General features: G+C 55.8%; 14 protein-coding genes. 9 read left to right on the forward strand and 5 right to left on the reverse strand.

The annotated features are described in order from the left end of the window. The first annotated feature begins 174 nt into the window (after positions 1 to 174). A complete protein-coding gene (locus RBB82_RS09080) occupies positions 175 to 2,712 on the forward strand; it encodes a phosphocholine-specific phospholipase C (protein WP_433974804.1) in 2,538 nt (845 codons plus the stop codon). 184 nt (positions 2,713 to 2,896) lie between these two features. Here RBB82_RS09080 and galA read toward each other — a convergent pair whose 3' ends face one another. After that, a complete protein-coding gene (gene galA, locus RBB82_RS09085) occupies positions 2,897 to 5,881 on the reverse strand; it encodes a beta-galactosidase GalA (protein ID WP_433974805.1) in 2,985 nt (994 codons plus the stop codon). A 240-nt stretch (positions 5,882 to 6,121) separates the two neighbouring features. On the opposite strand from galA, the gene RBB82_RS09090 reads away from it, so the two are divergent. Further along, positions 6,122 to 6,541 (forward strand): bactofilin family protein, encoded by a 420-nt coding sequence (locus RBB82_RS09090; protein WP_433974806.1) that lies wholly within the window; start codon positions 6,122 to 6,124, stop codon positions 6,539 to 6,541. A gap of 116 nt (positions 6,542 to 6,657) precedes the next feature. Then, positions 6,658 to 7,188, forward strand: coding sequence for a hypothetical protein (locus RBB82_RS09095; RefSeq protein WP_433974807.1), 531 nt, complete (start codon positions 6,658 to 6,660; stop codon positions 7,186 to 7,188). Positions 7,189 to 7,348: 160 nt separating this feature from the next. Here RBB82_RS09095 and RBB82_RS09100 read toward each other — a convergent pair whose 3' ends face one another. The 4 genes from RBB82_RS09100 to RBB82_RS09115 all read right to left on the reverse strand — a co-directional run bounded on the left by RBB82_RS09100 (position 7,349) and on the right by RBB82_RS09115 (position 10,601). After that, positions 7,349 to 7,876, reverse strand: a complete 528-nt coding sequence (locus RBB82_RS09100; RefSeq protein ID WP_433974808.1) for a chromate transporter — start codon at positions 7,874 to 7,876, stop codon at positions 7,349 to 7,351. Next, entirely contained in the window at positions 7,873 to 8,484 is a 612-nt protein-coding gene (locus RBB82_RS09105; RefSeq protein WP_433974809.1) for a chromate transporter, read from the reverse strand. Before RBB82_RS09105 ends, RBB82_RS09100 begins: the two co-directional genes overlap by 4 nt. Next, positions 8,477 to 9,463 carry a hypothetical protein gene (locus RBB82_RS09110; protein WP_433974810.1) on the reverse strand — a complete coding sequence of 329 codons (987 nt, stop codon included), beginning with the start codon at positions 9,461 to 9,463 and terminating at the stop codon, positions 8,477 to 8,479. The genes RBB82_RS09105 and RBB82_RS09110 overlap by 8 nt, the downstream gene beginning before the upstream one ends. A gap of 370 nt (positions 9,464 to 9,833) precedes the next feature. After that, a complete protein-coding gene (locus RBB82_RS09115; protein ID WP_433974811.1) occupies positions 9,834 to 10,601 on the reverse strand; it encodes a TetR/AcrR family transcriptional regulator in 768 nt (255 codons plus the stop codon). A gap of 496 nt (positions 10,602 to 11,097) precedes the next feature. On the opposite strand from RBB82_RS09115, the gene RBB82_RS09120 reads away from it, so the two are divergent. The 6 genes from RBB82_RS09120 (at position 11,098) to RBB82_RS09145 (ending at position 15,498) form a co-directional block, all read left to right on the forward strand. Beyond that, on the forward strand, positions 11,098 to 11,700 hold the full coding sequence (locus tag RBB82_RS09120; protein WP_433974812.1) for a UbiX family flavin prenyltransferase: 603 nt from the start codon (positions 11,098 to 11,100) through the stop codon (positions 11,698 to 11,700). A gap of 28 nt (positions 11,701 to 11,728) precedes the next feature. Beyond that, the gene (locus tag RBB82_RS09125; RefSeq protein ID WP_433974813.1) at positions 11,729 to 12,136 is read left to right on the forward strand and encodes an SRPBCC family protein; all 408 of its coding nucleotides are present in this window, start codon (positions 11,729 to 11,731) and stop codon (positions 12,134 to 12,136) included. A gap of 12 nt (positions 12,137 to 12,148) precedes the next feature. After that, positions 12,149 to 13,603, forward strand: a complete 1,455-nt coding sequence (locus RBB82_RS09130) for a non-oxidative hydroxyarylic acid decarboxylases subunit C (protein ID WP_433974814.1) — start codon at positions 12,149 to 12,151, stop codon at positions 13,601 to 13,603. A gap of 27 nt (positions 13,604 to 13,630) precedes the next feature. Then, on the forward strand, positions 13,631 to 13,873 hold the full coding sequence (locus tag RBB82_RS09135; RefSeq protein WP_433974815.1) for a non-oxidative hydroxyarylic acid decarboxylases subunit D: 243 nt from the start codon (positions 13,631 to 13,633) through the stop codon (positions 13,871 to 13,873). A gap of 197 nt (positions 13,874 to 14,070) precedes the next feature. Continuing rightward, a complete protein-coding gene (locus RBB82_RS09140; RefSeq protein WP_433974816.1) occupies positions 14,071 to 14,226 on the forward strand; it encodes a muconolactone Delta-isomerase in 156 nt (51 codons plus the stop codon). A gap of 141 nt (positions 14,227 to 14,367) precedes the next feature. Continuing rightward, positions 14,368 to 15,498, forward strand: a complete 1,131-nt coding sequence (locus RBB82_RS09145; RefSeq protein ID WP_433974817.1) for a muconate/chloromuconate family cycloisomerase — start codon at positions 14,368 to 14,370, stop codon at positions 15,496 to 15,498. The last annotated feature ends 25 nt before the right edge of the window (positions 15,499 to 15,523 follow it).

Consider the following 15,523-nt stretch of genomic DNA (forward strand, 5'->3'; position numbering starts at 1 on the left):
GTCTGATTTTTCCCATTCCGCATACTGAATCGGCAATCACACGGCTGCTTTCACCCCGAAAGCCTCTATGAATCATTGGTATGGTGTCGAGATCGAACCAGACGGACGACCGTCTCGCTGTACGCCTTGCACCGGCTTAATCAAACAACAACACCGTGGTGAAATACTGATCAGATGGAACAAACAAGACGGGGCTTTCTTAAAATTGCAGCGATGTTAGCCGGGACTGCCGGCGTCTCCGGAGCCATTCCAGAATCAATTCAGCGAGCATTTGCTATCGAGCCGGAGAAGGGATCCACTTATCTCGACGCTGAACACATAGTCATCTTGATGCAGGAGAATCGATCCTTCGATCACGCGCTTGGGACTCTGCAAGGCGTTCGTGGATTCAATGACCCTCGGGCGATTCGCCTTCCCAACGGCAACTCCGTCTTCGTGCAAACCGACGCCGCCGGAGATTCCTATGCACCCTGGCGACTGGATATTCACGACACTCGCATTACCTGGATGGGATCGGTCCCGCACACTCGCCACAGCCAGGTGGACGCCTGGAACGACGGCCATCATGATGGATGGCTCGAGGCGAAGCGCTCGTATTCCCATGAGTACGCCAGTCTCCCCTTGACCATGGGGCATTACACTCGCGAGGACCTTCCGTTCTACTATGCTCTCGCAGATGCTTTCACGGTCTGCGACCAGAACTACTGCTCGGCGATGACCAGCACAACACCGAATCGCAGTATCTTTTGGACCGGGACCGTGCGAGATGCGCAGCGAGTCGACTCCAAAGTCTACATGCGGAACGATGAGATCTTGAGCGGAGGAATGACCTGGAAGACTTTTCCGGAACGCCTGCACGAAGCTCGAATCAGTTGGCGGTTCTATCAGAATGAGTTGACGAATGCAGGCGGCCTCAACCACGAAGAGCAAGCATGGCTATCGAACTTCGGCTGCAACCTGTTGGAGTACTTCGCGGCCTACAACATCGAGGCATATCCCGGTGCTGTCTCTGCCATGCAGGATCAGATCGCTTCTCTCGCACAACAAGTGGCGAAGATGGAGCATGGGCTGGCAGACGAAAAAGATCCGCATGCGCTAGCTCAGCTCCAGACAAGACTCGCCAACGACAAAAACCGAATCGAGAAGTTGAACGCCGCACTGGCAAATAGCGGTGATTCCCGTTACAGGACCCTCACCGTTCAACAACGGGCGCTCCACAACACTGCATTTGTCACCAACGCCGGTGATCCCCACTATCACTCGCTCGACGACCTCACCTTTGATGACGGAAAGCAACTGGAGATGAAGGTGCCGAAGGGGGATATCCTCCACCAGTTCCGCCAGGACGTCAACGAAGGCAAGCTCCCCACTGTCTCTTGGCTAAGCGCGCCGGAAAAGTTCTCCGATCATCCCACGTCGCCCTGGTATGGAGCCTGGTATGTCTCCGAGGTGATGGACATCCTGACCAAAAACCCGGAGGTCTGGAAGAAGACCATCTTCATCCTGACCTACGACGAGAACGATGGCTACTTCGATCACGCCCCCTCGTTCGTCGCGTCAGATCCAAAGCGGCCACAGACGGGCCGAGCCTCTGACGGCATCGATACCGGCATCGAATATACCTATGCCGAGGACGAAATCGTGCACGGCGTAACGGAGAAGCAAGCGCGCTCCGGCCCGATCGGCATGGGTTTCCGAGTACCGATGATCATCGCTTCGCCCTGGAGCCGCGGCGGCTGGGTCAACTCCCAGCTCTTCGATCACACCTCGACCTTGATGTTCCTCGAAGACTTCATCCAGAGGAAGTACGACAAAAAAGTGAAAGAAGAAAACATCTCAACCTGGAGGCGTTCTATCTCCGGCGACCTGACATCGTGCTTCCGTCCGTATAACCCCAAAGAAGCAAAGATCGACTTCCTGGATCGCGACAAGTTCGTAGTCGGCATTCAGAAGGCACGCTACAAGGAGATTCCATCGGGTTTCAAAAAGCTGAACATGGAACAGATCGAGGAGATCAATCGCAACCCGCTCCACGCCCAGTTCACTTCGCATCAGGAGAAGGGAGTACGTCCCTCCTGTTCGCTTCCTTATGAACTCTATGCGGACGGGCGGCTCGGAACCAACGGGGCTAGCTTTGAACTGCGCCTGAAAGCCGGCAACGCTGTTCACGGAAAGCGTTCATCAGGTTCTCCCTTCAACGTGTACCTCCGCAACACCAGCAAAAGCACAGCGAACGATAGCGGGTTGATGGTGGCAACGTACGCCGTGAAAGCCGGCGATACCCTTTCGGAAAGTATCCCCCTGCCCGCAGACGGTCGTTACAGTATCGACGTGCACGGTCCAAACGGCTTCTATCGTTCTTTCAAGGGAGATCCGCACTCACCCGCTATTCAGGTCCAGGTCGCATATGAGCAAAAAGAATCGACGCTCACCGGCAACATCGAGATCCTTCTGCACAATCCTGGTACTCAACCTTGCAAGGTCACGGTGCGAGATAACTCGTATGGAACGGGAGCGACATCGAAGACCATCGCCGCCGCGCATGACGCGTCGGTCGTGCTCAATCTGAAGAAGAGTTACGGCTGGTACGACTTCACGGTGATGACCGAAGGATCGCAGACAGAGTCTCACTACGCAGGTCGTGTAGAGACGGGTCACTCCAGCTTTACCGATCCTCTGATGGGAGGCGTTGTGACCGGGGAAAGCGCATAGCCCAGAAGCTCAGGGCCTGTTGCGGTTCATCGCCCCAATTAACCCGCTGCGTACAACGCCATCTTGTGCTCGTGCAGATGAGCGTTTTTCATTACGAGTTAGCGCTGTTTTGACGGCCTGCTGTCAAAACAATCAGTCTCGGCCGAGACTTAACTCAACTCTCTTACACCACGTAAATCGTCTCTTATCGCTGAGCGCGACGCAGAATAATCGGGGGATTCGTCCGGAACCGCGATGGGTTGATGGACGGATCGGATCCATCAGGCGGTGGCCCAACTGCCGGACGTCCTGGTTCTTCCTTCGCGGGAGTCGGTATACGGAAGCCGCCTGTAGTTGTTTGTTGCAGTTCGATCTGCTCGCCCTTCAGTGTCCCTGCGAAGGTGCTGTTCCCAGCTTTGAAGGAGACTTGGTCGCCATCGATCTTGCCGTCAGTGATCGGGACCGGCACGTCGGCGCCGCCGAAGAACCCACCGGCTGTGCCCTCCACCGTGCCGGTTAGGCCAACCCCACTCTGCTGCAGAGAGAACACACTGCTGCCCGCACCCCTGAGTAGCGCGACGATGCCGGAGTCACCCCCGGTTGACGGAACCGGCCTCCATAGTCCCGTAATGCCAGAGCCCGTCGGAATCTCGCGGCTCCATAGCGCCACTTGCGGACGAAGCGTTACACCTTTTGCCGTAACCGTAACGCTGGCCGGCGCCAGTCCTGGAGACGTCGCCTCAACCGTAATGCTCCCGGTAGTCTTGGTTGACTGCACAAGAGCCATGCAGAGGCCCGCAAACGCCTTTCGCGATGTGCTCTTATCGGATTCGTGATCAGTCGGGTCACCGCTGCCCACACCAATCAGTTGCCCCTGGCCGGAAACCCGGAAGGTCACTTCGTTATCGGTGATGGGAAGCACGCGTCCTTGAGCATCCTGAACCTCGACAGCGAACATGGCCACATCCTCGCCATCGGCAGAGACCTCCTGTCGATCCGCGCTCATCACCAGCTTGGCAGCAGCCCCAGTGGTCTCACGCTTGGCCGTCATCACGACCTTGCCGTCTTTATACCCCCGTGCCTCGATAGCCCCGGGAACATATTTGACGGTCCACGCCAGATGCGAGTCCTTTTTCACATCCTTCACGCCCAGACTCTGGCCATTGAAGAACAGCTCCACCTTATCCAGGTTCGAATACACCCACACCGCGATCTCTTTCCCCTCCATCCCTGGCCAATTCCAGTGCGGGAAGAGATGCAGAACCGGCTTGGAAGTCCACCACGATTGGTAGTAAAAGAAAGTATCTTTGGGGAACCCGCAGGTATCGATAATCCCATACTGCGAGCTGATGTTAGGCCACTCATTCGGCGATGGCTCGCCGCGATAGTCGAACCCGGTCCACACAAAGCCACCCGAACACCACGGCCGCGAGTTGCAAAAGCTCCACCATCCCTCCGCCGAAGCGCGGCCCGTTGTCGTGTACGGATCGTACGAACCCACAAACCCTTTCGCCGCATCGGTGACATAGATGCCGCGCGTGCCAACAGCGCTCACCGTCTCGGTGCCGACGATCGGATGTTCGGGATGCTCCTGATGATACTTCTCCGCCTCCGGGTCCATGTAGTTGTAGCCCATCACGTCGCACATCACCAGGCCACCAACTCCAATCGCATGGATGGGAGCGATCGACACAGGCCGCGAACCATCGTATTCCGTGGCGACCGCTTTCATCGCGGTCAAAATATGCAGCCCTGTGTCCGTGTTCGCCTGGCCTTCTTCGTTCCCCATCGACCACATGAAGACGCTCGGATGATTGCGGTCGCGCCGCACCAGATCGCCAAACTGGCTCAGACCCTCTGGATTGGACGACATCATGCGCGTCTCATCGAACACCAGCATCCCCAACTCATCGCAAGCATCGAGGAGCTCCGCAGTAGGAGGATTATGCGAGGTGCGTATGGAATTGCAGCCCATCTCCTGAAGCTTTCTCATGCGGTAGTACTGAACCGCATCCGGCAGTGCCGCGCCAATCCCGGCGTGATCCTGGTGATTGCAGGTTCCTTTGAGCTTCACAGAGTTTCCATTCAGAAAGAAGCCCTTCTCTGCGTCGAACCTCAAGGTACGAATGCCAAACGGCGTCTCATAGCGATCCACAATTTCGCCAGCCACCTCCACTTCGGTCACCAGCCTGTAGCGATTTCTCTCCTCGAGTGACCACAGAAGAGGCTGGCTCACTACGATCTCCTGATCGAAGCCTCTATCTTCTCCAGCCGGAATAGATGTAACGGATGCTGTCGATTTCCCGACTGCATTACCGGACGGAGCGAGCATCGTAGAGATAACGCGTGCGCTCTGTGCGGAACTGCTATAGTTATTCACTTCAGTACGCACAGTCAGCGTGGCTCTCCCCGCTTGCACCTGACTCCGCACGAACGTCCCCCACTGCTTTACATGTACTGGGTGCGTCTTCACCAGCCAGACATGCCTGTAAATTCCGGCACCCTCGTAAAACCAGCCATCGCTCAACGTCGCATCCACGCGAACCAGCAGAACGTTCCTGCCACCCGGCCTCGCAAAGTCGGTCACATCGAAGCTGAACGGATCGTATCCGCCGCTATGGGTGCCGATGTAAAAACCGTTGCACACCACCATCGTCTCTCGATACGAACCGTCGAACTCGATCGTGATCCGTTTGTCAGCGTCTGCGGTCGGAAGGTCGAAGACCCGGCGATACCACCCAACACTCGTGGCGGGATAAGCACGCCCGAGCGGGTAGAACCCCTTGCTGGCCAGCGCCGGATCATTCTGAAAAGGCAGCTCGATAGCCCAGTCGTGGGGAAGATTCACACTTCGCCAATCACCATCGTCGAAGGCAATAGCTCCTGCGGGAAGGAAGTTCCCGGTCTTCTGAAAATTCCCTGCCCGCCCACTCCCGAATCCAAAGTCTTTGGATGCGTCGTCCGCATCTCCGAAGTGAAAGCGCCAGCCGAAATCCAGCAGAAGACGTTCGCGTCCAGCGCCAGAGGCAGCATTTTGACTTGAAGATTCGCGCATTGCCGTTGCTGGCGGCGGGCTCCAGACTTCCGCGGCAGCCTCGGTCGTGCCCAACGAACCTATCCCTTGGACTGCGGCCGCCGCAGGTACCAGCAGGCCAGTCTTCAACACATCGCGACGTGAAACCGTTTTCATTTTTGCCTCGCTACGAAACCCGTGAGCGCGACATATCGGCGCCCGTGTAAAAATCACTGTCGAGAGTTTTATCCGACATTCAAGCCACGCCAGTATAACCGTCCATCGATTTGCTCAGCGAGCCACCACAAAAACCGCTCAAAGCCACTCACCTGCTGCTGTCACCCAAAGATGCTATATCGTTCGGCCCTGTTCTCTCCTAGTCTGACGCCATCGATCTAGAAGGGTCCAAAAACATAAATGTCAAATCAACGTGTCAATGCCATATCTCCTTTGGCTCAGGAACCATCCCTCCAGCCGCGATCTTCCAATGCATCCAACCCAGCGTCCCTTGAGCTTTCAGTCCACGAGTTGGCGACGATCGGTAAATCGCTCCTGATTCGCGGAGAGATTACCGGCTCAGAATCTTTATCGATCGAAGGCAGAGTGGAAGGATCCATCAATCTCCCTGGCAATCGTGTCACAGTGCGGCGAAACGGTCAGGTTTCCGCTACGATTGCGGCCCGCGAGATAGTAGTGCTTGGCCACGTAGACGGGAGATGTGAGGCAAGTGACAACCTCGACATCGGAAGTGAAGGTTCTTTGAATGGAGATGTGGTCGTCTCGCGTATCTCCGTCGAGGACGGCGCAATCTTCACAGGCAGCATCGACATGCGGTAAGACTTTTCACCTGAAATTAGAACCCGAGTCTGTTCGCCATCGGCAACAGATCGGAACGTCCGAAGAAATTGTTTCGCTTGAATGCTGTGCGTGATGACAACATCTACGAGGGTCTTATGGATCAAGGGCTAATCGATGTATTTGAGCAGGCTCGCAAGATCGTCGCCGACGCAGATCGCAAGATCGCAGAAGAGGAAGAGCGGCGCAGGGAGATCGAGCGAGAGGGATTGCTGCTCCAGCTCGCTGCCCGCATTGAGGACTCGTTCGATTTCACGAGCAAGGAAAAGCTCGAGTTAGAACCGCGTCTGGATGTTCAGGACGGAATCGGAGTCATTGAGTTTGTGGTCAGAAGCCTGCGGGCTATCTTTGTGCTCCTTCCAACCGAGAACAATCTGTGGCAACTTTTGGTAATCGAAGATGGTGCCAAGCCCCAGATGCTGAGTGAGTTTCAAGGCGGACTGAAATCGGAACAGGCGTCCCGTCGTCTGTCGGCAGCACGTCTTGTAACGGCGATAGGGAATTGGGCCCAAAGCAGCAAGGGGCCGCAGACTATCTCGAACGTGAAGCGTCCACCTCGAATTCAAGACAGCGATGAACCAAAGTCGGCGGTCACCTACGGAACCATGGGAAAATTTCTGGGCTACTAGCACTCGCTCCGACAAGCCATCTTCACGGGACTGAAGACTGTGCGAGGAGTGGCTGTTCGCCGACTAACCTGGAGTTGGCAAGTTTACCGACGGGTCGACTCGAACTTCTCAGTAAGTACAACGCTGGCAATCGCTAACTCACAGCACAGCCTAGAGCCAATCATTTAGGCATGAATGAGAGCACTCCGAGTACGGCCCCGCCCAGTACCAGCAGCGCGGGGTTGACCTTGTACTTCAGCAGGATCAGCAGGACGCCAACCGCAATCGCGGCAGTTTCCACACCGAAGATCGCACCTTTTGCCATCGTGAAGGCGCCGGCCAACAGTAGACCGATCGAGACGGGCGCAAGTCCCTGTTGAATTGAAGTCCGCCACGGCCATCGCTCGAGCTTCTTCCACGCACGGCCGACAAGAAACGCGAGCAGCGCAGTCGGCCCGAAGAAGGCAAGCAGCACAGCAACAGCGCCGAGTACTCCACCCGCCCATTGTCCGATGACGACGATCATCATCATGTTGGGGCCGGGGGCCATCTGTCCCACGCTATAGATGTGGATCAACTGTGGAAAGGTCAGCCACTTGTGCACCTCGACGCTCAGCAGTTTCATCTCCGGAAACGCCGCCATGCCGCCACCGACGGTGAGCAGGGACAGATACGCAAACACACGAACCAAAGCTGGGATCTGGTTCATTGGGCCACACCCTCTTTCTGCTGTCTGCGCGGTCGATGGAAGAGAATCGCCAGCACTCCGACCACGATCAGCGTACGTGGCACAGACTGGTGCAGGCGATTGACGGCAATCACTGTCAGCGCGATAAAAATAAAGTCAAATTTGCCTGAGAGCGACTTCTGGCTGAGGCCTACAACGGTAGACAGGATGAGGCCAACCGCTGCCGCCGCCACACCTTTCAGCGCTGCCGTAATCCAGATGTGATCTCCGTGGATGCGGTAGAAGATGCCGACGATGAACATGAGCACTGCACCCGGCAGGCAGATGCCAAGGATCGCGGCGAGTGAACCCAGCGCGCCACGCAGCTTTTCTCCTACCAGAACGGCCATGTTCGTGGCGTTCAGGCCAGGAAGGCTCTGACTGATAGAAAGCATCTCGACGAATTCTTTGTCGTTAATCCAATGCTGCTTGGTTACGAGGCTGCCGCGGAGATAAGGCACGACACCGCCGAAGCTGGTGGCTCCGATGATCAGAAACTCGAGAAATATCTGGCCAATTGACACCTGAGCTACCACCGGAGCGACGCCGGACACAACTTCGACCGAGGGTGTGACAGACCCATCACTCATGGCTTTGGGGCTCGTTCCCCTTGAGCCGATAAACCATGCCCGTCTTGGTTACGCCGAGCGCAAGCCAATCCTCTACCTCTTTCTGCAGCGTTACATAAAACTGCGCGGCAAGCTTCTTCTGCTTTTCTGCTACGGCCTCTCTGCTATCAAACTTGACCTGGAAGGCGAACTCTCCCACCAGCGACTTGTGCTCGCCGCGTGTGCGCCACAGCGAGATATCGCATTTGGCAACCACGCCTTTCCCGAAGTCCAGTTGACCAAGCGCGAGCAGTACCTCCTCAACAATGCCTTCGTTCACCAGGCTTATCTTCTCGCTATCGGACTTCTTGATGACGGCGAGCGCCGGGAACACTCTCACGAGAGTGGCCATCGAGGTCTTGTCTGCGTCATGCATCTGGCTCAACCCGAACTGGCAGTTGTGCGAGTAGAGGATGCGATATCCGCCGACTTGGTCCTTCAAAGGAAGGGCCTCAGCTTTGAACTTGATAGCGTACTTGCCGGCGATCTTGGGCCGCACGTCAATCGCCGTCGCTTGCTCCTCCTCCGGGTGACGGAACTTGAAGACGATCTCCGGATCGCCCACCGGAAATCCATCTACGTAGGAGACGCGCCTGCGCAGGATGAACGCGTTGTTGTAGAGGCGGAAGTCAGGAGTGTCGCCGAAGATGATCTCCCGAACCACTGGTCTTAGCCCAGCTTCACGGTCCTCGATAAAGCCCACACCAACCTTCTTCGCCGTGCGCTGCACGATCTTGCCGAAGTCGCGAAATGCCTGCACGGAAGTGAAGCGGTCTGGCTTCAAGATGAGTTTGGCTTCGAGATATTGCACCCGATCAAGAGCTGTCCCATCGGCATACGTGTCCATTGCAGCAGTCGCAGCCGTGCCCGGTCCAGCGCTGACAATGGCTTTCTTGTTCTTAACCTTCTTGCCGTTCTGCTTCTCTTTCTTGCCGTTCTTCTTCTCTTTGCCTTTCGCCATGAACTCCCCCATAAACCCACTTCATCCTACAGTCGCAATGCAGGAATTAGGCGGGTGCCGGAGACTCTACCCTTGCATCGGGGGTCCAGGCAACTGGCAAAACTGCTAACGAACGAGCTAGCAATTTAGGAGGAGAAACGTTTTGTTGTAAATGTTGGGTGGACTCGTCATCTCGGGTCGGTCCGGAAAACACGAGTAGCGCGCAATCGGAAGCGAAGCGGCGTAAAACGCCATTTCGTACTGGACACCCAATTTCAAGCTGAATCTACAACGATATGCCGTACTGGAGTCAGAGTTATTGGATACCAGATGGAATTCTTCAGCGATAGGGGAGACCGGCTTCCCGGTAGGTAACCGTACGAGAACCCGGTTATACGGACGAGTGGTTCCGGTCAAGAAGATGCAACGACCAGCGAGCTTCTCGCAGGCAGTGAGGTTCGGACGTCAAATCGTGGACGGACGGAAGGATGCGGGACTGTGAATCCCAAAGTGTGGAGACGAACACGCTGACTTGGAGACGTACATGGAACAGCGCGACCAGGCTAGTGAGACAACTTCGGACTAACGCTAGAGTCCGGCAGTAGGTTCTGACCATAACGTTAGAGACGAGTAGACGCTTTCGAAGCTGTCTCCCTTTGATGATTTGAATGACGGTATTGGAGATCATGTACGCGCGGTCCGCGCTTAGTACCGGATTTTTCGCTTGAAACGCCTTTGAGAAGACCATGCGAATACTTCGCTTCGCGGATGCATCGCGGGAAAACTTAAGCGGAGCGGAGATAAGGGCGAGATAGGCCGGGTGTTTTGTGGTGGTGGATTCCAGCTGAGCAAGCAAACGGTCGGAGAATTGATCCGGGGGCATATCTTTTGCCTCGGCGATCAGCTCTGTCCAGTGAGATTGGCTCTGCTCGGCATATCGGAGGAAAAGAGCCTGTGCAACGGCAACCTTGTCCGGGTAATACCTGTAGAGGCCTCCAATGGAAGTGCCGGCGTTCTCGGCAATTGCCGTCATCGTTGCAGCTTCATAACCGCACTCTGCAAATACCGCCTCCGCGGCGTCTAAAAGACGTTCCAGTAGTAACGCTGATCGCTTCTGTTGGGGACGATTCCGCTCTATACTCGCCGAACGCGAAGGCATACTTGTATTTTAGCCTCTCCCTGCCACATTACCTGCCGACAACGACAGCCAACGGGATGACACCAAAACGCTTGCGGAAAGTAACCGTCATACTCAACAAGGTCAGGAGGCCGAACATGTGTTTTTCTCATCCCCAGCCGCCTGAAAATAGCGGCGCATCTGCTAACAATCGCACTGCTCGTTGCTGTGGCAGACCCCTCTGCACACAGCAAAGTCGCTCCTCAAATCACTCAAACTTGACATAAACATGTAATAGATCAAGGGTGCCCAGTGGCATATTGTCTTATTCATAAAGTCGAGTGTATCCTCGACTTTGCAGCTACGTTGAACCTCGTTGGCATCGCGTATGTGGAGCTGCCGCCCGGGCACTAACCAAAACCCCGGGTTCAGCCTAATCGACGAAACATGTTTGCAGGTTGAATCCGGGAAAAGCATTACTAGCCTAGAAACAAAGGCAAGGGTCAAACCGGCATTTGCAGGAAGGGAGAAGTTTGTCATGAAGCGGATCGTTGTTGGCATAAGCGGTGCCACTGGCGCGCCACTGTCAGTCAGGGTGCTTGAATTTCTCCGTGATCTGGATGTCGAGGTCCATCTCGTGGTGTCGCAATGGGCTCGTGCGACATTGCTGCTGGAGTGCGGAATTAAAGCCAAGGACTTAACGCGCTACGCGCACGAGATGCATGACGCATCCGACCAGGCAGCTACGATTTCGAGCGGATCCTTTCACACTGACGGCATGATCATTGTGCCGTGCAGCATGAAGACCGTCGCGGCAATCCGCTGCGGCTATGCTGACAACCTTATTGCCCGTGCAGCCGATGTCACCCTCAAAGAGCGACGACGTCTGGCCTTGGTCCCACGGGAGACCCCGCTGAGCCCGATCCATCTCGAAAACCTCCTGGAGCTTTCGCGCATCGGCACGACCATCTTTCCACCAACACCAGCTTTCTACAATCGGCCGGCCTCCATCGACGACGTGGTCGATCACCTGGCGGTCCGTATCCTCGATCAGTTTGGGCTCGATCACTCCGCTGCCCGTCGTTGGGAAGGAATGAAAGTCGGTAATGTCACCAATCACGAATTCGCAGACATAAAGTAGCGCCTCTTTTCGAACAAAGGAGAATGTTATGACAACACTTCGACATGCAATCAAAGTTGGGGCTTCTCGTGACGCAGCCTACCACGCATTCACTGACCTCGCCGGATTAGCCAGCTGGCAGCTGGGCCGCGTCCAGGGTGAGGTCCGTGTCGGCAAGACGCTCACCATAGATCGACACCCCGGTCTGCACTTCGGCTGGCGGACGGTTGAGCTCGATCCCGGCCATAAGATCGTACAGATTTGCGTCGAAGGCCCTGATTCCTCCGCCGGAAAGATCTTGACCATCACCTTCTCCAATGAAGCCGATAGCAAAACCCTTGTCGAACTGAGAGATGCAGGATGGCATGACAATGACCCGCATCTGCCGCTCTGCAACACCTATTGGGGCGAAGCGCTGACGCGGTTGCGTTTGTATCTGGAAATCGGCAAGCACTAAGCAAAATGAACAATGCAATCAGCAACCTATTTTCACTGTGGAGGTAAGTCCAACGCGGCCTACAAAGATCTTCGAAGTTTTCTGACACTCCTCGCCGAGAACAATCAGCTTTTGCGAATCAGCGAGCCGGTCTTACCTGAACCGGATATTGGAGCAGCCGCATCGGCTGCTAACAAGGGTCTCGGAGAGACCGCACCGGCATTGATTTTCGACAATATCAAGGGATATGGGAAGGCGCAGCTTGCCATTAACGTGCATGGCTCGTGGCCCAATATGGCACTCATGATGGGCCTGCCGAAAGATACGCCACCCAAGGCGCAGTTCCATGAGTTCTGCCGCCGTTATCAGAACTTTTCCAAAGGGGTTATCGAGGAGCGGAAGACGGCACCGTGGCAGGAAGTTCAAATAACGGAAAACATCAATCTTTTTGGGTTAATGCCGCATTTCAGGCTCAATCCTGGCGACGGCGGTCTCTATATCAACAAAGCCTCGGTCGTTTCGCGTCATCCAGATCATCCCGATGACAGGAATGTCGGCATGTATCGGTTGCAGGTGAAAGGCCCGACCCGGTTGAGTGCACAGTTTGTGCCTGAGCACGATATCGCGCTCCATTTTCAAGCTGCAGAACGTGAAAACAAGCCGCTCCCCATCGTGATCGCAGTGGGCAACGACCCAGTACTTAGCATCGTCGCATCCATGCCTCTGTTGTACGGTCAGTATGAGTTTCAGATGGCGAGTGCCCTGCACGAGGAGCCTTATCCAGTGGTAACGCTCGAAAATGGTCTCCAGGCTCCTTGGGGTGCCGAGTATATCCTCGAAGGCCATGTCATTCCTGGAGTCCGCGAACCTGACGGTCCCTACGGTGAATTTACGGGTCACCTGTCCGGGCTGCGAAACATGGTATCGGTCGAAATCACCAAAGTCTGGCATCGAAAGGACCCGATCTATGAATATACGTCGATCGGCATGCCTTGGACCGAGATCGACTACATGTTCCTCAATACCTGCCCGCCGCTTTACGTGCAGCTCAAGGAGAAATTTCCGGAGATACAAGCGGTCAATGCGCTTTATACGCATGGCCTTGTCGTCATCGTTTCTACGAAGACGCGGGTTGGTGGCTTCGGCAAGGCGGTCGGCATGTCCGTCCTGACAACGCCCCATGGTTTGGGTTATGCAAAGGTCGTCATTGTCGTCGATGACTTCGTCGATCCATTTAACCTGCCTCAAGTCATGTGGGCGATATCGACCAAGGTCAATCCGAAATACGACACAGTCGTCATACCGGACCTATCGGTTTTGCCTCTTGATCCGGGTTCGGAGCCTCCTGGGATCACCCACAAGATGATCATCGATGCCACGACCCCGGCGCCGCCTGAAAAGCATGGCGAATACTCGATGCAGGTCATGGATCCGCTGGAAGCAAAGGACTGGCTGCCGAAGCTGCAGGCTTTGATGAAGCACGCATGACGTTAGCAAAGACTAAGAGGAATCATCATGACAGATAAAAGCACTCTGATTTGCCCACGATGTGAGTCTACCTCGACAGGGGTTCGATTCGAGTCTCCTGTTGCAGGCGTATGGACGCTCTACGGATGTGACGACTGCCTGTTTACCTGGCGGTCGACTGAGCCGAAGACGATTACTGACCCGAAGCAGTACCCCGCACGGTTCAAGGTGAAGCTCGAAAAACTCAAAGACATTCCCGTGATGCCGGCTATCGCCCACCCGGATCGCTGAGTGGAAGGGGTCTGCCAATTCCAACTCACTCCGGTCAACCTGGAATGAGTTCGATCGGGATAAGCGCCGACATTTACACCAAGTAGAGCACCCGATAGCAATCGTCGGTGGGCTACTTCACGATCTCGTGAAGACCCGGTACTGCATCGCAACCTGATAGAACTCGAGAGCTAGGTTGAGGGTCTGACATCTGGCGTGTGGTCGGGCAATACAAGAATGTCAGCATCTTCGATGTTGCTGACCACGACACGCTCCACGACATCCTGACGGGGCTGCCGCTGTACCGCTTCATGGAAATCGAGGTGGTACCGCTGTGCCGCCATCCGTCGTCGATCCGGGATAACGACTCTTAAAGCTCCCCGATTCTAGGCTGTGTGTACTCCTACGACCGCGTCAGGCCGATCCGGCGCGGTCGTAGGCCCGTGGGCCTTCGCGAATCGGAGGCCATGGCAACGCATTCATTTTTAACGAACTGCAATGGAAAGGATCTGAACATGCGTATCGCTTCAATCGAGACGATCATTGTTGATCTTCCCACTCGCCGCCCGCATCACCTGGCAATGGCGACCATCAACAGCCAGGGAAGAGTCCTGGCCAGGATTCGCGACGAGAATGGAAATGAAGGGATCGGCGAAGCCCCTGTTATCCCACATTACGGGGCAGAGACCGTCGAAGGCATCAAATTGTTGATCGACGATTATCTGGGTCCGTCCGTCATCGGCCAGAATCCGGCAGCGTTGGAGGCCATCCTGTTAACAATGGACGACATAGTGAAGGATAACGCCTATGCGAAGGGCGTAGTCGAGATGTCCTGCGTCGATCTGACGGCCCGCAGCTTCGGCGTTTCCGCTGCTGCACTCTTCGGGGGCGCCGTGCGTGAACGAATCCCTACGCTATGGGTATTGGGAACCGGAGATGCAGAGAAGGACATCGCGGAGGCTGAGGAGAAAATGGCCGCTGGGCTCTACAAACTGTTTCTGGTCAAAATCGGCAAGGGCGACCCGCGCGATGACGTTGCCCGGGCTGCCGCAGTGAAGCAGGCGCTGGGCGACCGGGCGCGCGTACACGTCGACATCAATCAGAGTTGGAATGAGACCACGGCAGTTTGGTCGATTGAACGGTTGCAGGACGCTGGTATCGCCGTTATCGAACAGCCACTGCCTCGCGCGGATATCGAAGGGATGCGGCGGCTAAGCGAGCGCTTCGCCGTGCCGATCATGGCCGACGAGGCGGTGGACACCATAGACAGTGCAATGGCTTTTGCACGCAATCGCGCCGCCGCTGCATTCTCCCTCAAAGTCGTCAAGCATGGTGGTCTACTGCGCACCCGCAAGGTGGCCACAATTGCCGAGGCCGCCGGACTGTCGCTCTTTGGTGGCACCATGCTCGAGAGCAGTATTGGAACCGCCGCGTCAGCGCAGCTCTTCTCCACGATCTCGCGGCTCGATTGGGGTTGCCAGCTCTTCGCACCGGAATTGTTCAGCGATAGCCTCACAGTTGAGCAGCTTGTCTACCAGGATTTCCACCTTGTCGTCCCGTCCGGTCCTGGCTTCGGCATGACCATTGATCCCGACAAACTTGCTTTTTATCGGCGAGATGGGGGCCGGTACCGCCGCGCCATGTGAACAGTGGCGATGTATTCGCTCGCAG

The organism is Tunturiibacter lichenicola, from assembly GCF_051013355.1.
In the GTDB taxonomy this organism is placed as follows: domain Bacteria; phylum Acidobacteriota; class Terriglobia; order Terriglobales; family Acidobacteriaceae; genus Edaphobacter; species Edaphobacter lichenicola_F.